Origin of the sequence: Arthrobacter sp. ISL-65 (assembly GCF_018613795.1) — a bacterium.
In the GTDB taxonomy this organism is placed as follows: Bacteria; Actinomycetota; Actinomycetes; order Actinomycetales; family Micrococcaceae; genus Arthrobacter.
This window is the reverse complement of sequence record NZ_JAGGPN010000042.1, coordinates 12,681-30,763: the sequence shown is the minus strand read 5'-3', so window position 1 is coordinate 30,763 and position 18,083 is coordinate 12,681. Positions and strand designations below refer to the sequence as shown.

The 18,083-nt window shown below is 68.3% G+C and carries 13 protein-coding genes and 2 pseudogenes; 10 read left to right on the top strand and 5 right to left on the bottom strand.

Annotated features, from left to right (window positions below; genetic code table 11):
* Positions 1-47: 47 nt before the first annotated feature.
* Together J7I85_RS18650 and J7I85_RS18645 are read left to right on the top strand one after the other, a co-directional pair.
* A complete protein-coding gene (locus J7I85_RS18650; RefSeq protein WP_214854963.1) occupies positions 48-5,129 on the top strand; it encodes a DEAD/DEAH box helicase in 5,082 nt (1,693 codons plus the stop codon).
* The gene (locus tag J7I85_RS18645) at positions 5,122-6,084 is read left to right on the top strand and encodes a DNA-formamidopyrimidine glycosylase family protein (RefSeq protein WP_308159547.1); all 963 of its coding nucleotides are present in this window, start codon (positions 5,122-5,124) and stop codon (positions 6,082-6,084) included. The genes J7I85_RS18650 and J7I85_RS18645 overlap by 8 nt, the downstream gene beginning before the upstream one ends.
* 46 nt (positions 6,085-6,130) lie before the next feature.
* On the opposite strand, the pseudogene J7I85_RS18640 reads toward J7I85_RS18645, so the two are convergent.
* A pseudogene (locus J7I85_RS18640) lies at positions 6,131-6,834 on the bottom strand (YitT family protein).
* 60 nt (positions 6,835-6,894) lie between these two features.
* Between J7I85_RS18640 and J7I85_RS18635 the strand changes: the two are divergent.
* Positions 6,895-8,376 carry a PLP-dependent aminotransferase family protein gene (locus J7I85_RS18635; RefSeq protein ID WP_214854957.1) on the top strand — a complete coding sequence of 494 codons (1,482 nt, stop codon included), beginning with the start codon at positions 6,895-6,897 and terminating at the stop codon, positions 8,374-8,376.
* A 29-nt stretch (positions 8,377-8,405) separates the two neighbouring features.
* Here J7I85_RS18635 and J7I85_RS18630 read toward each other — a convergent pair whose 3' ends face one another.
* Together J7I85_RS18630 and J7I85_RS18625 are read right to left on the bottom strand one after the other, a co-directional pair.
* Positions 8,406-9,098 (bottom strand): SRPBCC domain-containing protein, encoded by a 693-nt coding sequence (locus J7I85_RS18630; RefSeq protein WP_214854953.1) that lies wholly within the window; start codon positions 9,096-9,098, stop codon positions 8,406-8,408.
* A pseudogene (locus tag J7I85_RS18625) lies at positions 9,091-9,720 on the bottom strand (ArsR/SmtB family transcription factor). Before J7I85_RS18625 ends, J7I85_RS18630 begins: the two are co-directional and overlap by 8 nt.
* A gap of 149 nt (positions 9,721-9,869) precedes the next feature.
* Here J7I85_RS18625 and J7I85_RS18620 point away from each other — a divergent pair.
* Positions 9,870-10,823: an RluA family pseudouridine synthase gene (locus J7I85_RS18620; protein ID WP_214855430.1), complete on the top strand. Its 954-nt coding sequence runs from the start codon at positions 9,870-9,872 to the stop codon at positions 10,821-10,823.
* Positions 10,824-10,839: 16 nt separating this feature from the next.
* On the opposite strand, the gene J7I85_RS18615 is transcribed toward J7I85_RS18620, so the two are convergent.
* Positions 10,840-11,367 carry an O-acetyl-ADP-ribose deacetylase gene (locus J7I85_RS18615; RefSeq protein WP_214854950.1) on the bottom strand — a complete coding sequence of 176 codons (528 nt, stop codon included), beginning with the start codon at positions 11,365-11,367 and terminating at the stop codon, positions 10,840-10,842.
* A gap of 169 nt (positions 11,368-11,536) precedes the next feature.
* Between J7I85_RS18615 and J7I85_RS18610 the strand changes: the two genes are divergently transcribed.
* Entirely contained in the window at positions 11,537-12,181 is a 645-nt protein-coding gene (locus tag J7I85_RS18610) for a DedA family protein (RefSeq protein WP_214854948.1), read from the top strand.
* Positions 12,182-12,184: 3 nt separating this feature from the next.
* Here the strand turns inward: J7I85_RS18610 and J7I85_RS18605 are convergent, their stop codons facing one another.
* On the bottom strand, positions 12,185-12,490 hold the full coding sequence (locus J7I85_RS18605) for a hypothetical protein (protein WP_214854943.1): 306 nt from the start codon (positions 12,488-12,490) through the stop codon (positions 12,185-12,187).
* 174 nt (positions 12,491-12,664) lie between these two features.
* Between J7I85_RS18605 and J7I85_RS18600 the strand changes: the two genes are divergently transcribed.
* From J7I85_RS18600 to J7I85_RS18580, 5 genes are read left to right on the top strand one after another with little or no spacing between them, the layout of a single operon-like run.
* Positions 12,665-12,994 carry a hydrogenase maturation nickel metallochaperone HypA gene (locus J7I85_RS18600; RefSeq protein ID WP_214854941.1) on the top strand — a complete coding sequence of 110 codons (330 nt, stop codon included), beginning with the start codon at positions 12,665-12,667 and terminating at the stop codon, positions 12,992-12,994.
* A 3-nt stretch (positions 12,995-12,997) separates the two neighbouring features.
* On the top strand, positions 12,998-13,927 hold the full coding sequence (gene hypB / locus J7I85_RS18595) for a hydrogenase nickel incorporation protein HypB (RefSeq protein WP_214854932.1): 930 nt from the start codon (positions 12,998-13,000) through the stop codon (positions 13,925-13,927).
* Between the two features lie 30 nt (positions 13,928-13,957).
* A complete protein-coding gene (locus J7I85_RS18590) occupies positions 13,958-15,016 on the top strand; it encodes a hydrogenase expression protein HypE (RefSeq protein WP_214854920.1) in 1,059 nt (352 codons plus the stop codon).
* Between the two features lie 28 nt (positions 15,017-15,044).
* A complete protein-coding gene (locus J7I85_RS18585) occupies positions 15,045-16,838 on the top strand; it encodes a nickel-dependent hydrogenase large subunit (protein WP_214854917.1) in 1,794 nt (597 codons plus the stop codon).
* Positions 16,839-16,841: 3 nt separating this feature from the next.
* The gene (locus J7I85_RS18580; protein WP_251024545.1) at positions 16,842-18,083 is read left to right on the top strand and encodes a NifU family protein; all 1,242 of its coding nucleotides are present in this window, start codon (positions 16,842-16,844) and stop codon (positions 18,081-18,083) included.

Genomic DNA, 18,083 nt, shown 5'->3' with positions numbered 1-18,083 from the left:
TACCTGATGCTTCTGTTGGTGTCGGTGCCGTGAGGCATGATGGAGGCATGCAGTCGCAGGAGCCCGCCGGCACGTCCACCGGCACGTCCGCCGGGGACTCCATGGGTCAGTTCAGCCGGCCCACCAGGGAGTGGTTCCTCGGTGCGTTTTCCGAGCCCACCCCCGCCCAGCAGGGCGCCTGGAACGCGATCTCATCCGGTTCACACGCCCTTGTTGTTGCGCCCACCGGCTCAGGCAAAACCCTGGCCGCATTCCTCTGGGCCCTGGACAGGCTCCTGGTGTCCGGGTCGGCTGCACCCGCCGCTGCTGTGCCCGACGCCGAGGTGCTGCCGGGCCTCGAAGAACCGCCAGCCGGCGCCAAGACCAAGCAGTCCCGGGCAAGGAAGCCCAAGCGGAAAACCCGCGTGCTGTATATCTCCCCGCTCAAGGCGCTTGGCGTCGACGTCGAACGCAACCTCCGGTCTCCGCTCATCGGCATCACGCAGACGGCCAAGCGGCTGGACCTGCCGGCTCCCCTGATCACCGTCGGAGTCCGGTCCGGCGACACCCCTGCCTCGGACCGCCGTGCCCTGCTCAGCAACCCGCCGGACATCCTGATCACCACCCCCGAGTCCCTCTTCCTGATGCTCACGTCCAGGGCCCGGGAAACACTCAGCGAGGTGGATACCGTCATCGTGGACGAGGTCCACGCCGTGGCCGGCACCAAGCGCGGGGCGCATCTTGCCGTGTCGCTGGAGCGGCTGGACGCCCTGCTGCCCGCGCCGGCGCAGCGGATCGGACTCTCCGCCACGGTCGAGCCGCGGGAACTGGTGGCGCAGTTCCTGGCCGGTTCCGCCCCGGTGGAGATCGTGGCCCCGCCCTCGCGGAAGAACTGGGACCTCACGGTGTCCGTCCCCGTGGAGGACATGTCCGATCTGCAGGGCGCCGCCGGAGCCTTCGACTCCGGGCCGGCCTCCGGCCTGCAGCCGCAGGCCTCGATCTGGCCGCATGTGGAGGAAAAGATCGTGGACCTGGTGCTGGCTAACCAGTCCACCATCGTCTTTGCCAACTCGCGCCGGCTGGCGGAACGCCTGACCGCACGGCTCAACGAGATCCACGCGGAACGCCAGCTCCTGACAGTCGGCGGAGGCTGGGATGACCCCGCCCCACCGGCGTCCGGAGGCGTCCCGGCGTCGACCGCCACGCCTGCCCACATGATGGCGCAGGCAGGAAGCACCGCGGGGGCAGAGCCGCTGCTGGCCCGTGCCCACCACGGCTCAGTGTCGAAGGACCAGCGTGCCCTGATCGAGGACGACCTCAAATCCGGCCGGCTGCGCTGCGTCGTGGCCACGTCCTCACTGGAGCTCGGCATCGACATGGGCGCCGTGGACCTCGTGGTGCAGGTCGAGTCACCGCCCTCGGTGGCCAGCGGGCTGCAGCGGGTGGGCCGCGCCGGGCACCAGGTGGGCGAAATCTCCCAGGGCTACCTGTTCCCCAAGCACCGCGCCGACCTGGTGCACACCGCCATCACCGTTGAGCGCATGCTGGACGGCAAGATCGAGCGGCTGAGCGTGCCGGCCAATCCCCTCGACATCCTGGCCCAGCAGACCGTCGCGGCCACCGCCTTGGGCAGCATCGACGTGGAGGAGTGGTTCTCCACCGTCCGCCGCTCAGCCCCGTTCGCCACCCTCCCCCGGTCCGCGTTCGAGGCCACGCTGGACCTGCTGGCCGGGCGCTACCCATCGGATGAATTCGCCGAGCTCCGGCCCCGGATCATCTGGGACCGCAACGCCGGGACCATCGAGGGCCGGCCGGGCGCCCAGCGGCTGGCCGTCACGTCCGGCGGAACCATCCCGGACCGCGGGCTGTTCGGCGTCTACATCATCGGCACGGAGACGGAAGGATCGGCCTCCCCCGCTGGGGCGGGCGACGGCAAGGCTTCGGGCACGGCCCCGGCCAAGGGAGGCCGGCGGGTCGGCGAGCTTGACGAGGAAATGGTCTACGAATCCCGCGTGGGAGACATCTTTGCGCTGGGCGCCACCAGCTGGAAGATCGAGGACATCACGCACGACCGCGTGCTCGTCTCGCCGGCCTTCGGCCAGCCCGGCAAGCTGCCCTTTTGGAAGGGCGACTCGCTGGGACGCCCGGTGGACCTGGGCCGCGCCCTTGGCGCATTCGTCCGCGAACTGTCAGCATCCGACGTCGGCCCCGCCACCGAACGCTGCAAGGCCAGCGGCCTTGACGACTTCGCCGCGAACAACCTCCTGCAGTACCTGTCCGAACAGAAGCTGGCCACCGAGGTGGTCCCGAGCGACACGACCCTCGTGGTGGAACGCTTCCACGACGAACTCGGCGACTGGCGGGTCATTCTGCACAGCCCGTTCGGCATGCCGGTCCATGCGCCGTGGGCCCTGGCCGTGGGCCAGCGGCTGCACCAGCGGTACGGCCTGGACGGGTCCGCCATGGCCGCCGACGACGGCATCGTTCTCCGCGTGCCCATGATGGAGGATGAACCTCCCGGCGCCGAACTGTTCCTGTTTGACCCCGAGGAGCTGGAGCAGATTGTCACCGCAGAGGTGGGCGGAAGCGCCTTGTTCGCCTCCCGCTTCCGCGAGTGTGCCGCGCGTGCCCTGCTGCTGCCGCGGCAGACGCCCGGCAAGCGGCAGCCGCTGTGGCAGCAGCGCCAGCGGTCCGCCCAGCTGCTCGACGTCGCCCGGAAATACCCTTCGTTCCCGATCGTGCTGGAAACCGTCCGCGAATGCCTGCAGGATGTGTACGACCTGCCCGCACTGAAGGACATCGCCGCCTCGGTTGAACGGCGCGAGCTCAGGATCGTCCAGACCACCACCCAGCAGCCGTCCCCGTTCGCCAAGTCCCTGCTGTTCGGCTATGTGGCGCAGTTCCTCTACGAAGGCGATTCCCCGCTCGCCGAACGCCGGGCGGCCGCGCTGGCGCTCGACTCCACGCTGCTCAACGAACTCCTGGGGCGCGTGGAACTGCGCGAACTCCTGGACGCCAGGGTCATCGACGCCACCGAACGCGAGCTGCAGCGCATTGCCCCCGACCGGAAAGTCCGTGGCGTCGAGGGCGTGGCCGATCTTCTCCGGCTGCTCGGTCCCCTGGACCCCGGGGAAGTCGCGGCCCGGCTCACCACGCCGGATGCGCCTGCCGAAACTGAGCCGCTGGTTGAGCCTGCCGAAACCAGGCCGGCCGACACGGAAACCCCGCCGCCCGAAGCCACAGTTGCCGAAGCCGCCGCCCACCTCGCGGCCCTCCAGCGTGCCAACCGGGCCATAAAGGTGACCATCGCCGGCGTCGAACGCTTCGCCGCGGTGGAAGACGCCGCCAGGCTTCGTGACGCCATCGGCGTGCCGCTGCCAATGGGCGTTCCCCTTGCCTTCATCGAGCCGGTGGCGGACCCGCTGGGCGATCTCGTCTCGCGCTATGCGCGCACCCACGGTCCGTTCACCGCCACCGAAGCCGCGGCCAGGCTGGGACTTGGTGCCGCCGTCGTCGGAACTGCTTTGAAACGGCTGGCGGCCGACGGCCGCGTGGTGGAAGGCGAGTTCCGGCCCCATGCGGAGATGGCTGCCGGCGAACGCCCGGCAGCCACCTTGTCTGATTCCGATTCCGGTTCCGGCCTTGACCCCGTGGCGGAAGCGGCGGCGGCGTCCGCCGTTGCCTCAGCGGCTGTGGCCCTGGCCGGCAGCGAATGGTGTGACGCCGAGGTCCTCCGCAAGCTCCGCCGCCGTTCACTCGCGGCGCTCCGGGCCGAGGTGGAGCCAGTGGACATCACCGCCTACGGCCGGTTCCTGCCGGCCTGGCAACACGTCCGCACTCCGGGCACGGGACGGGGGCAGCCGGCCCTGCGCGGGCTCGACGGCGTGATCACCGCGGTGGACCAGCTCTCCGGCGTGCCCATACCCGCCTCCGCCTGGGAACCGCTGGTGCTCGCCAGCCGGGTGTCCAACTACCAGCCCGCCATGCTGGACGAACTCATGGCCGCCGGGGAGGTCCTCTGGTCAGGTGCCGGCTCCCTTCCGGGCAACGACGGCTGGATCAGCCTGCACCTGGCAGATTCGGTGGAACTGACGCTGAACCCTGCCCCCGAGTTCGAACCGGGCGACGCCCAGCGGCGGCTGCTGGACCACCTGCAGACCAACGGAGGCGGCTACTTTTTCCGGCAACTGACTGACATTGCCGGCGGCATGGACGCGGTACTGGGCGATCAGGACGTCGTGTCCGCGATCTGGGATCTCGCCTGGGCCGGCCGGGTCACCGGGGACACGTTCGCCCCGGTCCGGTCCCTGATCGCCGGCGGGCACACCGCCCACCGGCAAGTCGCGCGCGCACCTCGGGCCAGGGCACCGCGCCTCAGCCGGCTCGGACGGTCGCACGCGACCGGGCTGCTCGGCTCCCCGGGACTGTCCGCCGGACGCTACGGCTCGGCCGGCGGCGCGATCCCCACCCCGCCGCTCGCGGCCGGGCGCTGGTCCGCGCTTCCCACACCCGAGCTCGACCCCACCATCCACGCCCGCGCCACGGCGGAGCTGCTTCTGGACCGGTACGGCGTGGTCACCCGCGGATCCGTCATGGCCGAGAACATCCTCGGCGGATTCGGGCTCATGTACAAGGTCCTCGCCCGGCTGGAGGAGGCCGGACGGTGCAGGCGGGGCTATTTCATCGAGCATCTCGGGGCTGCCCAGTTCGCCGTCCCCGCAACCGTCGACCGGCTGCGTTCGTACACCGAAGACGCCCAGCTGGCCAAGCCGGAACCCGTGGCACTGGCCCTGGCGGCAACAGATCCGGCCAACCCCTACGGCGCGGCCCTGTCGTGGCCTGCCGGCAATGTCGAAGCCGGCAGCGGGCACCGGCCGGGGCGGAAGGCGGGTGCACTCGTGGTACTGGTCGACGGCGCGCTGGTGCTGTACGTCGAACGGGGAGGCAAGACGCTGCTGGTCTTCACGGAAGACGAATCCGTCCTCGCCGCCGCGGCCGGCGCCCTCGTGGACGTGGTGAAACGCGGCGCCGTGGACAAGCTCGTCATGGAAAAGGTCAACGGCCACGGCATCCTCGACACCCCTGCGGCATCAGCGCTGACGGCCGCCGGGGCCTATTCCACACCGAAGGGGCTGAGGATCCGTGCCTGAAGGTGACTCCATCTGGCGCGCCGCCAGCCAGTTGCACGCTGCCCTCGCCGGCCAGAAACTTCTCGCGTCCGACTTCCGCGTGCCCCGCTTCGCCACCCTGAACCTGGCGGGCTGGACCATGGAGGAGGTGGTCCCCCGCGGCAAGCACCTGCTGATGCGGCTGGTGGGACCGGCCCAAGAGCGGCTGACCATCCACTCGCACCTGAAAATGGAGGGGAGCTGGCAGGTCTACCCGCCCGGTGGCAGGTGGCGGAAGCCGGGATTCACGGCCCGGTGCGTGCTTCGCACGGCCGTTGCTGACGCCGTCGGATTTTCCCTGGGCCTGCTTGAGGTGATCAAGACCAGCGAAGAGGACAAGGCTGTGGGGTTCCTGGGCCCGGACCTGCTGGGCCCGGACTGGGACCCGGCCGAGGCCGAGCGCCGCGTGGCGGCCAGGCCCAACGTGCCGGTGGGCGTGGCGCTGCTGGACCAGAGCAACCTCGCGGGCATTGGGAACATCTACCGCTGCGAGGTGTGCTTCCTGGCCGGCATCCACCCGGCGTCACCGGCGGCCGCGGTGAAGGACTGGCCCGCGATGTTTGCCGACGCCAAGCAGCTGCTCGAGGCGAACCTCGGCCCGGGCCGCCGGACCACCGTGCTCAACGCCCGCGGAACTCCGGTGGGCCGTGCCGCCGGCCGTCCGGGCTACTGGGTGTACCGCCGTGAGCACCAGCCGTGCCTGCGCTGCCGGACCCCCATCCGGCACAGCGTGCTGGGGAAGAGCGTGCCGGGCAGAAGCGGTGCAGGAACCGGGGTGGCGGGCAGCCTCGGCAGCGCGCCCAGCGCGGTCACGGGAGAACGTGACATCTACTTCTGCCCGACCTGCCAGCCCCTATTGGGCACCTCCGGTTTGGGCACCTCCGGTTTGGACGCCTCCGGTTTCGGCAGCACCGGTTTGGGCACCACCGACGCCTGACGGCCACAGGAAACGGCTCAGGAAAGCGGGCGCAGGTAAGCAGAGGTCAGGACGCGGCCAACGGCACCTCTGATTGGTCCTCACGGTTGTCGGACTTTGAATCGATAGGTGAAGCGGCAGTCTTGCCAGCGGCTCCACCGGCGGCCGGAATCCCTGCCGGGTCCCGGGCCGGAACCATGAAATACGGCAGCAGGAACTGGACCAGCGGGCCGATCGCCAGGGCATAAACCACTGTCCCCACGCCGACCGAGCCGCCGAGCCGCCGAGAAGCCAGCCTACGCCGAGCACCACCACCTCGATCAGGGTCCGCGACAGGCGCACGGACCAGCCTGTACGTTTAGCCAGGCCCGTCATGAGCCCGTCCCGGGCACCGGGGCCGAAGCGGGCGCCGATGTAGCACGCGGAGGCGATGCCGTTGAGCACCACCGCACCGCCCAACAGCGCGATCTGGCCGCCCAGGTGGGAGAATGCGGGGATCAGGGCGAGCCCGACGTCGGCAAAGACCCCCACCAGGACGGCATTGCAGAGCGTGCCGAAGCCCGGCCGCTGCCGCAGCGGGATCCACAGCAGGAGCACCAGGAAGCTGACGATGATGACCACCACGCCGATGCTCAGGCCCGTCTTGCCGGCAACGCCCTGATGGAACACGTCCCAGGGGTCCAGCCCAAGCCCGGCCCGGATAAACAGGGCCAGCGAAATGCCGTACATGGCGAGGCCGGTGAAGAGCTGTACAAGTCTGCGGATCATCATTGAACCATCCTGAGGCACAACTGGCCTTGTTTTCCATGGCCAGTTTGAAATACTGGCCTCATGTCCGGATCACTCACACCCACCGCCCTCGCCCGTCTCCTGGGCCAGTGGCACCGAGGCAACGCACCCGCGTACCGGGAACTGGCCGACGTCGTGCGTCTTTTGGTCCTGGACGGCCGCATCCCGCTGGGCACCGCGCTGCCCAGCGAACGGACACTGTCCGGCACACTCTCCGTCAGCCGCACCACGGTGACGGCGGCGTACGCGAGCCTGCGCGAACAGGGGTTCCTAAGCAGCGGCCAGGGCACGCGAGGCCGCACGTGCCTGCCGCGGACGGCCTACACGGCAGGGCAGCAGCGGGACTCCCGCGCAGGCCTGTCGGGGGCGCCGGGCCTGGCTGTTCCCGACGGCGTCATCGACCTCGCGTACGCATCGCTCCCGGCCAGCGGCGAAGCGGTCCACCAGGCCTTCGCCGCCGCCCTCACGGAACTGCCTGCCCTGCTGCCCGGCTTCGGCTACGATGCCCTGGGCGTGCCGGCGCTTCGGGAGGCGATTGCCGGCCACTATGCCGACGCCGGCGTGCCCACCACGGCAGGGCAGATTCTGGTGACGTCCGGCGCGCAGCATGCGCTTAACATCGTGCTGCGGGCGCTGGTCGGCAAGCAGGACAAGGTCCTCGTGGAGCACCCGACCTACCCGAACGCGCTCGACGCCATCCGTGCCACGGGCTGCCGCATCGTGCCGGTGCCCCTTCCGCCTACGCCGGAGCGGGGCTGGGACCTGGACTCGGTCGAGTCTGCCCTGATGCAGCAGCGCCCCCGCGTGGCCTACACCGTCCCGGATTTCCACAACCCCACCGGCCGGCTGATGCCTGACTCAGAGCGCCGCCGGCTGGTCCGCGCCGCCGCTGCGTCAGGCACCGTTCTTGTGGTGGATGAGACGCTCCGAGCGCTGAATCTCGACGGCGGTACAACGGCTCCGCTGGCGTCCTTCAGTTCGTCCGTGGTGTCCATAGGATCGCTGAGCAAGTCCCATTGGGCGGGCATGCGCACGGGCTGGATCCGCGCGTCAGAGAGCCTGATTCAGCGGTTCGCGGCCGTCCGGACCACGATGGATCTGGGCGGCCCGGTCGTGGAGCAGCTTGCGGCGGTCCATCTGGTGCGCAACCTGGCCGATCCCCTGCCGGCCCGCCTGTCCGCGCTCCGGGAGAACCGCTCCGCGCTGCTGGAGCTCCTCAAGGTCCACCTGCCGCGGTGGGAGGCGGAGAGGCCCGACGGCGGTCTGGCCGTCTGGTGCCGGCTGCCGTCGCCCAGCAGCACAGCTCTGACCGTCATTGCCCCGGAACTCGGCATCCGCCTCGCTGCCGGTCCGCGCTTCGGCGTGGGCGGGGTGTTCGAGAACTTCCTTCGCATTCCGTTCACGCTGCCGCAGGAGCAGCTGGAGACGGCAGTCCTCGCGCTGCGTGCTGCCCAGGACAGGCTGGACGCCGCCCCGCAGCTGAGGCGTTCACTCAGGGACTCCCCCGCCGCCGCCATCGCCTGAGTTCCGGCTCGGCGTGCGTCGCGGACAGGCTAGGCGTAGACCTTTTCGAGGAACACGCCCCAGGCGCTGGCAGTCGCCCCGGAATCCCCGCTGCCGCTGAAGTCGTGGACCGTCATGCCCACGGGCGCGCCGAACGCGTTGCGGCCAAAGAAGCGGTACAGGGTGTCTCCGGTCCGCAGGCCCAGGAAGTTCTCGTTGGAGAAGTCCACCTGTCCCGAAAGCCGCCCGACGCCGTCGACCTCCACCTCAAAAGTGTCCCCCTGCGCCGCAGTGTCCATGCCGAACGCCTTCTTGAGCTGCACAAAGCCGTCCGGCGTCTGCGAAGCGGCAGGTCCCTGGATATCCGTGAAAACCACGGGCTGGCCATCGAAGTGCTTCAGGTACTGGCCCAGCGAGTGGAGGTAGAACTCCGTGTGCTTGCTGGCGCCGTCGTACTGCTGGTCCCAGTTGTCCGCGAAGATGCCGCTGTGGACATAGTGGAGCCGGGCCCGCCCGCCGTCGAGCGGCTCCAGTACGTGCTCCAGCTGGTTGAACCAGCCATCCGGGCTGTCCATTCGCGAGACCAGGTGGTGCGGATACTCCTCCACGGTCTTCACGTCCGGCCACTGGTCCGTAGGAAACATCCAGCCCGGAGTCCCTTTGGTTACGGCCTCCCAGACGCGTTCCGGGGTGCCTGGCAGCTCGGTGTCAAAAACAATCTCGAATTTCCGGTCGTCAGTCATTGTTCTGCTCCTTGGCTGGGATGGTCTTGGTTGTGCCGTTTGTTTCCGGCTTAAGTGCCGGATGAAGCGCGACGACGAGCCGGTGCTTCCGTCCGCCGGCACCGCTGTGGTGGTACTGGTCCACGAGCCGGGTGACCGCCACGCCCAGGTCTTCGGTGAACGCGGCCCGGTCTGCGGCGGTCCGGAAGGTGATCTCGCCGTCTATGGCGAACGTTGCGAGTTTCTGCCGCGCGGCAGCGGCACCGGCGATGAGCTTCCCCACTTCCTAGACCATGCGGCCGGCGAGCGCCAGCAGCCAGAAGGCCGAGAAACGGTCCGCGAAACGGTGCGGATCCGGCGCCACCGACTGCAGCGCCACCGGGGAGATGAGGTAGGAGGCGGCTGTGGCCCGCAGCACGCGTTCGGTGACGTTGCCCTTGCGGCGCTCCTCCACCAGTTCGACGAGGCCGTGCCGCTCCAGCGCCTTGAGGTGGTAGTTCACCTTCTGCCGCGGCAGCCCCACCTTCGCGGCGAGCTGCGTGGCCGAGCCCGGCTCCGCCACCTCCCGGAGGATGCGGGTCCGGATGGGATCCAGCGAAGCCTCCGCCGCCGCCGGGTCCTCGATCCCTTCGATGTCCAACATGCTTCAAGAATTTTTTTCTCGTCCGTTGCCGTTTCGACGGTTCCCTGCGCCTTCGACGTGGCGGGCCGTCGAGTGGGCGGGGAACCGTCGAAATGGAGATAGGGAGGAGCGGCGGGCAGTAAGCGGGCGCAAAGTAGAATGAACCGGTGATGCAATCCCCTCTTCCCGTGCGCGACGGCGTGAATGCGACCCGGCTGCGCCTCCCGGACGGGGGCCCCTGGGACACCGCAATGGACTACATGATGCACCGCTGGGGCCACATCGACCCCCAGGGCATCGAGGACCGGTTCGACGCCGGCGAGATCGTGGGGGAGGGCGGCATCCCCCTGCACCGCGGCACCAGGCTGGAGGACCACACCTTCATCTGGTACTACCGAACGCTCCCGCCGGAAACCCGGCTGCCGGTGGAGCTGAACATCCTGCACCAGGACGAGCACATCCTGGTGGTGGACAAGCCGCACTTCCTGCCCACCACCCCTGGCGGGACGTACATCCAGGAATCGGCGCTGGTCCGGCTCCGGAACCAGCTGGACCTGCCTGACCTGATTCCGATGCACCGTCTGGACCGCATGACCGCGGGGATCCTGCTGCTCTCCACCAACCCCGAGACACGGGGTAAGTACCAGGTTCTCTTCGAGAAGCGCCAGGTCCAGAAGGAATACGAGTGCGTGTCCGCTGCCCGACCGGCTGCGGGACACCCCGCCGTCGACTTCCCGGTGGTGGTCCGCAACCGGATGACCAAATCCCGCAGCTACCTTCTGGCGGAGGTCATCGACGGTGAGCCGAATGCGGAGACGCGGATCGACCTGCTGCGGACGTTCGACGGTGCCGACGCCGGTGGCCATGCAGCTGCCGGAGCAGGACGCCTTGGCCTCTACCGGCTCGAGCCGCACTCCGGGAAAACACACCAGCTCCGCGTTCACATGGCTTCTCTGGGGCTGGGCATCCTGCACGATTCGTTCTACCCCGAACTGCTGGACAAGGCCCCCGACGACTACACCAAGCCGCTCCAGCTGCTGGCACGCGGCATCCGGTTCGTGGACCCTGTCACGAAGGAACCCGTCGAGTACCGCAGCCGCCTCCAACTAAGCGAAGTCCGTTAGCCACGTAGAAAATCCGCTAGGCAGCACCTTCAAGGACATCCCGGAAGACCGCCACGGTTTCCGGGCCAAAGAGCACGAACTCCACCAGCTCGACGCCTTCGGCAGAGCGCGCGGCATACGATCGGACGGCGTCAAACGCTACCTGCGCCACCTGGCGGGCGTCCCAGCCGTAGACCCCCGCGCCTACCGCGGGAAAGGCCAGCGACCGGACACCCAGGCCCTCGGCAACCCGCAGGCTCTCGGTAAAACAGGACGCGAGCAGCGCCGGATTGGTCTGCCCGGCGTGGCGATTGGGCCCGACGGTGTGGATGACCCAGCGCGCCGGCAGCCCGAATCCGGGGGTGGCCACGGCAGCGCCCACCGGCAGCCCGTCTTCGAGCGTCGTTGCCCGCAGCTCGCGGCAGGCCGCCAGCAGTTCCGGCCCGGCCGCCCGGTGGATCGCCCCGTCCACGCCGCCGCCGCCCAGCAGCGAAGAGTTGGCGGCATTTACCACCGCGTCCACCGGGCGTCCGGTGATGTCACCCTCAACTATCTCTATCCGCATGCAGCCAGTGTGGCATTGTGAACCGGCCAGGGCGTAGCGGGTCCGCCACGCGTAGGAGTTCCGCCGGGCGCCGGAGTTCCGCCGGGCGCCGGAGTTCCGCCGGGCGCCGGAGTTCTGCAGTGGCTGTCCACCCGGCGCGTTCCCGTTCCGTGTGCGGTACGTTGTGCAAATGGACTTCGGCGATCCGGACACGTGGAGCACGGCGATCTACTTCTGGATCATTCCGGCTGTCCTCGGTGATGCCATTTTTCCGCCGATCCCATCCGAGATGGTCCTGATCACGGGCGGAGCCCTGTCCGCCGAGGGCCGGGCAAACCTGTTCCTGGTGGGCCTCCTGTCCGCCTCCGCGTCGTGGCTGGGCGACGTGGTGGTGTTCCAGCTGTTCAAGCGCCGGCTGAGCCACATCCTGGACCGCTGGACATGGGGCCAGAAAATCCACCGCGGCATCCACGCCGCAATCGCCAAGGCCGGCCGGTCCTCCACCTACGGCACCATCATCGGGGCCCGGTTCATCCCGGGTGGCCGGCTCGCGACGTCCGCGGCCGCCGGCATCGCCGACGTTTCCACCCCGGGCTTCAGCCTGTGCGCCGGGCTGGGAGGGATGCTGTGGGCGACGTGGCTCGTGGGCCTCGGCTACTTCACGGGCTCCGCCACGGGGCTGCCCTTCTGGGCGAGTTCGCTGATCGGCGTGGCCGTGGGCCTGGTGATCGGCGCCGTCGTGGGCTTGATCGTGACGCGCCGGCGCGGCGACCGCTCGCCTGTGGACGAACCCGGCGGTGCCCCCGGTCCGGCGCCTAAAGGTCCGGGCGCCTAAGCCTTAAACGGGCGCCCAGCGGCCGCGGCTGCGGCGGAGCACCAAAAGCGAGCCTGTCAGCGCAACGCGTTCGACGGCGTCGCGCATCACGGCTGCCGACGCCCGTGCCGCGCTGTTCTCACCGTTGTATTCGGTGGGGTCCACGAGGAACCGCAGGTTCAGTTGCGGCACGCCGCCGGCCAGTTCCAGCTGGTGCGACTCCACATGGTGCCGCAACCTGAGCGACTCGACAGCGGTGTCCATCACGGTCTCGGGACGGTTGCCCGGCTTCAGCCCGGTGATCTTGAGTCTGGTCTGGAAGGACGGCATCCTCCCACCCTAGCGCCGGGCGCAAAGGACTCAGCGCGAACGGACACTTAGCGCCCCAAAGCCCGGCCCCCGCAGGGCATTAACTGCCCGTTCGCGCTCCGGAACTGCGGGCCCCGGATTGGATGGTTGCGTTTTTACGGGAGCGAGCCTATCTTGGCAGGAAGGAGTGCCGCTATGCACGAACTCTCTATCACGCAGGGCCTTGTTGATGCCGTTCTGGACCGCACAGGTGAACGGACGGTCACGGCGGTCAACCTGAAGATCGGTCCCCTTTCCGGCGTACTGGTTGATGCCGTGCGTTTTTGTTTTGACGTGGCAGCGGCCGGCACTCCGCTGGCCGGCGCGCGGCTGCAGATCGACGAACCGCGGGGCCGCGGACGGTGCCGCAGCTGCCAGGACGAATTCACCCTGAGCGATCTCATCCTGCTGTGCCCTTGCGGAAGCGCGGACGTCGAAGTCCTCAGCGGCCGCGAACTCATGCTGATGTCCGTGGAGGTGGCATAGGAAATGTGTACAACGTGCGGTTGCGGCGACGAGGGCGGCACCCGCATTTCAAACCTCGCTGGAGAACTGCAAACACCCGGGCAGGGGCACCTCCACAGCCACACTGATGAGCACGGGCGCACGTACACGCATGAGCACTCCCACGGGCACGCAGAAAACCATGACCATGCAGACAGCAACGGGCACGCCGACGGGCACCACCATGCGGCACCGGCCACAGAAACCATCGTGCTCGAGCAGAACCTGCTGGCCAAGAACGACCTGCTGGCCGCCACGAACCGCGGCTGGCTTGCCGGCCGGGGGGTGCGCGCCTTCAACGTCATGAGTTCACCGGGTGCCGGCAAGACCACTCTCCTGGTCCGCACGCTGACGGAGCTCGGCGGGCGCCTGGACGCAGGTGTCATCGAAGGGGACCAGGAGACGTCCCTCGACGCGGACCGCATCCGGGCCACGGGGCGCCCCGTCATCCAGATCAACACCGGAGCCGGCTGCCATCTCGACGCCGACATGCTGCGGCACGGCCTCGATGCGCTGTCCCCGGAGCCGGGCTCCACGGTCTTCATTGAAAATGTGGGCAACCTCGTCTGCCCCGCGCTTTTTGACCTCGGCGAAACGGCCAAGGTGGTGATCGTCTCGGTAACGGAAGGTGATGACAAACCCCAGAAATACCCGCACATGTTTATGGCAGCCGACCTCGTGATCGTCAACAAGTCGGACCTGCTCCCCTACGTCGACTTCGACGTCGACGAGTGCCTGCGCCGCATCCGGCAGATCAATCCGCGGGCCGAATTCCTCACGCTGTCCGCCACCACCGGCGAAGGCCTCGCCGCCTGGTACGGCTGGCTCGACGGCGCCACCTCCCAAGCGGCGGCGCCAACCTCCGGGACAGCCCGGTCAGTTCCTTTGACCGGCGCCCTGACAAAAGCACACTGAGCCCCAGCAGGGGCACTGAAAGAGGCAACGATGCCTACGGAAACTTCCCTCAAGGCCGAAGAAGCCCTCATCCACGTGCTGTGGATCAACGCAGGGCTCAGTTGTGACGGCGACTCGGTCGCCCTGACCGCGGCCACCCAGCCGAGCGTCGAGGAAATCGCCCTCGGGGCGCTGCCCGGCCTGCCCAAGATCGCCATGCACTGGCCACTGATCGACTTTGAATGCGGCCCGCAGGAAGGGGCCGACGATTTCCTGGAATGGTTCCGCAAGGCGGACCGGGGCGAACTTGAACCGTTCGTGCTGGTGGTCGAGGGATCCATTCCCAACGAGAAACTCCATGACCCCGGCGGCTACTGGTGCGGGTTCGGCAACGACCTCGAGACCGGCCAGCCCATCACCACCAGCGAGTGGCTGGACCGCCTGGCACCAAAGGCCACCGCGATCATCGCCGCCGGAACATGCGCAACCTACGGCGGCATCCACGCCATGGCCGGCAACCCGACCGGCGCCATGGGCGTGCCGGACTACCTTGGCTACGACTGGAAGTCCAAGGCCGGCATTCCCATCGTGTGCGTGCCCGGATGCCCGATCCAGCCTGACAACCTATCTGAAACCATGACGTACCTGCTCTACCAGGCCACCGGCCAGGCACCGATGATTCCGCTGGATGAGGCACTGCGTCCCACGTGGCTGTTCGGCAAGACGGTCCACGAGGGCTGCGACCGGGCCGGCTACTACGAGCAGGGCGACTTCGCCACCGAGTACGGCTCCCCCAAGTGCATCGTCAAGCTCGGCTGCTGGGGTCCCGTGGTGAAGTGCAACGTGCCCAAGCGCGGCTGGATGAACGGCATCGGCGGCTGCCCCAACGTCGGCGGCATCTGCATCGGCTGCACCATGCCGGGCTTCCCGGACAAGTTCATGCCCTTCATGGATGAGCCTCCCGGCGGCAAGTTCTCCACCAGCACCATCCGTCCCTACGGCTCCGCGATCCGGACCCTGCGGGGCATCACGACGCACACCCTGGACCAGGAGCCCAAGTGGCGCCGGCCCGGAACCGAGCTCCTCACCGGGGCCCGGCGCACCTGGTAACCCATCCAATTCCAGACAGGCGAAGACAATGACGTCCACAATTCCCATGGGCTCCGGAAGCGGAACGGGTAACACCAACCTGGTGGAGATGAACTGGGACCCCATCACCAGGATCGTCGGCAGCCTCGGCATCTACACCAAGATCGACTTCGAGAACAAGCAGGTCGTGGAATGCAAGAGCACCTCCTCGATCTTCCGTGGCTACTCCATCTTCATGAAAGGCAAGGACCCGAGGGACGCCCACTTCATCACCAGCCGTATCTGCGGGATCTGCGGCGACAATCACGCCACGTGCTCCTGCTATACGCAAAACATGGCCTACGGCGTCAAGCCCCCGAACCTGGGCGAATGGATAGTCAACATGGGCGAAGCCGCCGAGTACATGTTCGACCACAACATCTTCCAGGAAAACCTGGTGGGCGTGGACTACTGCGAAAAGATGGTCTCCGAGACCAACCCCGGCGTCCTGGCCAAGGCGGAGAACACCAGGGCGCCGCACGAGGCCGACCACGGCTACCGGACCATCGCCGACATCATGCGCTCGCTGAATCCCTTCACCGGCGAGTTCTACCGTGAAGCGCTGCAGGTCAGCCGGCTCACCCGTGAGATGTTCTGCCTTATGGAGGGCCGCCACGTGCACCCCTCCACGCTCTATCCGGGCGGCGTGGGTACAGTGGCCACCATCCAGCTGATGACCGACTATCTCACCCGGCTCATGCGCTACGTCGAGTTCATGAAGAAGGTCGTCCCGATGCACGACGACCTGTTCGATTTCTTCTACGAGGCACTGCCGGGCTACGAACAGGTGGGGCTGCGGCGGACGCTGCTGGGCTGCTGGGGATCGCTGCAGGACCCGGACTACTGCAACTTCGAGTACAAGGACATGACCGAGTGGGGCCGGAAGATGTTCGTCACCCCGGGCGTGGTGGTGGACGGAAAACTGGTCACCACGGACCTGGTGCGGATCAACCTGGGCATCCGGATCATGCTGGGCTCCTCCTACTACGAGGACTGGGAAGACCAGGAAATGTTCGTGAGCCATGATCCGCTGGGCAATCCCGTGGACCGCAGGCATCCCTGGAACCAGCACACTAACCCGCGGCCGCAAAAGCGCGACCTCTCCGAAAAGTACAGCTGGGTCATGTCGCCGCGCTGGTTTGACGGCCAGGACAACCTGGCACTGGACACCGGTGGCGGCCCGCTGGCGCGCCTCTGGGCAACGGCACTGGCCGGGCTGGTGGACATCGGCTACATCAAGGCCACCGGCCGCAGCGTCCAGATCAACCTGCCCAAGACCGCGCTGAAGGGGCCTGTGTCCTTCGAGTGGAACATTCCGCAGTGGAGCAACACGCTCGAACGCAACCGCGCCCGCACCTACTTCCAGGCCTATGCTGCAGCCGCCGCGCTGCATTTCGCGGAAAAGGCCCTGGAGGAAATCCGGGCCGGCCGCACCAAGACGTGGGAAACCTTCGAGGTCCCCGACGAAGGCATCGGCTGCGGCTTCACCGAGGCGGTCCGCGGTGTCCTGTCCCACCACATGGTGATCCGCGACGGCAAGATCGCCAACTACCACCCCTACCCGCCCACCCCCTGGAATGCCAGCCCCACCGACTCCAACGGCGTGACCGGCCCCTATGAGGACGCGGTCCAGGGGCAGCCGATCTTCGAGGAGAACGACCGGGAGCATTTCAAGGGCATCGACATCATGCGCACCGTCCGCAGCTTCGATCCCTGCCTGCCCTGCGGTGTCCACATGTACCTGGGCAACGGGCAGACGCTGGACATGCTCCACTCCCCCACCCAGACCCTGACCGGCGAGTAGGCCATGCTCGCCGGGGACAGGCCGCCGCTGCAGAACGGCGACCAAATCGGCACACTCCTTGACGCCCTCGGCGCCGGCGGGGCGGTGGCCCGCGGCCGTGCGGAGGACCTGGTCCGGCAGGTGACAGACCTCTACGGCGCCGGACTGCAGCGGATCATGGAGATCCTGCAGGCCCGGGGAAAACTCGACGACGCCACTCTGGAGGCGCTGACTGCGGACAGCCTGGTGGCCGGCCTCCTGGTGATCCACGGGCTGCACCCCCATTCCCTGGAGGCACGGGTGGCCGCGGCGCTGGACAGTGTACGGCCCTACCTGGGCTCCCACGGCGGCGACGTGGAACTGGAGGGCATCAGCCCCGACGGCGTGGTGCGGCTCAAGCTGCTCGGCACCTGCCAGGGCTGCCCGTCGTCGTCCGTCACCCTCAAGTACGCCGTCGAGGAGGCCATCCAGAACGCGGCCCCCGAGGTGACGGCCATCGACGTCGTCGAAGCGGAAAAACAGCCGGGCGCCCCGGCGCTGATTCCGGTGGACTCGTTGCTGGTCCGGTTGAACAATCCGGCGGGCGGCACGCCCGCCGAATCCTGGCACGACATGTCCGGCGGCACGTGGGAACCGGTTCCAGAGGTCGCCGGCCTCGAACCCGGCGAGGTGGCAGGCTTCCTGGTCGGCGGCTACCCGGTGTTGGCCTGCCGGACAGGTCAGGACATCTACGCCTACCGCGACTACTGCCCGCGCTGCACCGGTTCGATGGCCGGCGCCGTGCTGCAGCGCGCCCTCGCGGCACCGGTTGGCGGAGGCCTGCTCACCTGCCCCACCTGCCGCGGCCACTTTGACGTGCGGCGGGCAGGCACCTGCCTCGAGGACAAGGACCTGCACTTGGAGCCGCTTCCGCTGCTGGTCCGGAACGGAGTGATGTCCGTGGCAGTCCCGACCGTGTCCGTGCAGTCCGCGCCGTTGCCTGTTGCGCCCCTGCCGGCAGCCCCGGCAGCCTTGGCAGCCGTGACGCCGGTGCAGGCAATCCCGCTGGTGACACCGGCCGGGCTGGAACCCGTCCCGGCCGCGCCTGTACCGGAACCGGCGGAACCGGCCCCGGTGTCTGCGGCGGTGTCCTTGCCTGCGGCGGTGTCCGTGCCTGCCGCGGTGTCCATGCCGCCAGCACCTGCGGCTGGAGTGTCTGTGCCCATCCCGACGCCGGCGCCCGGCATGGCCCCGGAACTGCAGGCAGCCGGCGGACAGGACCGCTGA

Coding starts and splice junctions, on each gene's coding strand:
- J7I85_RS18650 (WP_214854963.1), top strand. CDS start 48: ATGCAGTCGCAGGAGCCCGCCGGCACGTCCACCGGCACGTCCGCCGGG.
- J7I85_RS18635 (WP_214854957.1), top strand. CDS start 6,895: ATGTCCGGATCACTCACACCCACCGCCCTCGCCCGTCTCCTGGGCCAG.
- J7I85_RS18630 (WP_214854953.1), bottom strand. CDS start 9,098: ATGACTGACGACCGGAAATTCGAGATTGTTTTTGACACCGAGCTGCCA.
- J7I85_RS18620 (WP_214855430.1), top strand. CDS start 9,870: ATGCAATCCCCTCTTCCCGTGCGCGACGGCGTGAATGCGACCCGGCTG.
- J7I85_RS18615 (WP_214854950.1), bottom strand. CDS start 11,367: ATGCGGATAGAGATAGTTGAGGGTGACATCACCGGACGCCCGGTGGAC.
- J7I85_RS18610 (WP_214854948.1), top strand. CDS start 11,537: ATGGACTTCGGCGATCCGGACACGTGGAGCACGGCGATCTACTTCTGG.
- J7I85_RS18605 (WP_214854943.1), bottom strand. CDS start 12,490: ATGCCGTCCTTCCAGACCAGACTCAAGATCACCGGGCTGAAGCCGGGC.
- J7I85_RS18600 (WP_214854941.1), top strand. CDS start 12,665: ATGCACGAACTCTCTATCACGCAGGGCCTTGTTGATGCCGTTCTGGAC.
- hypB (WP_214854932.1), top strand. CDS start 12,998: ATGTGTACAACGTGCGGTTGCGGCGACGAGGGCGGCACCCGCATTTCA.
- J7I85_RS18590 (WP_214854920.1), top strand. CDS start 13,958: ATGCCTACGGAAACTTCCCTCAAGGCCGAAGAAGCCCTCATCCACGTG.
- J7I85_RS18585 (WP_214854917.1), top strand. CDS start 15,045: ATGACGTCCACAATTCCCATGGGCTCCGGAAGCGGAACGGGTAACACC.
- J7I85_RS18580 (WP_251024545.1), top strand. CDS start 16,842: ATGCTCGCCGGGGACAGGCCGCCGCTGCAGAACGGCGACCAAATCGGC.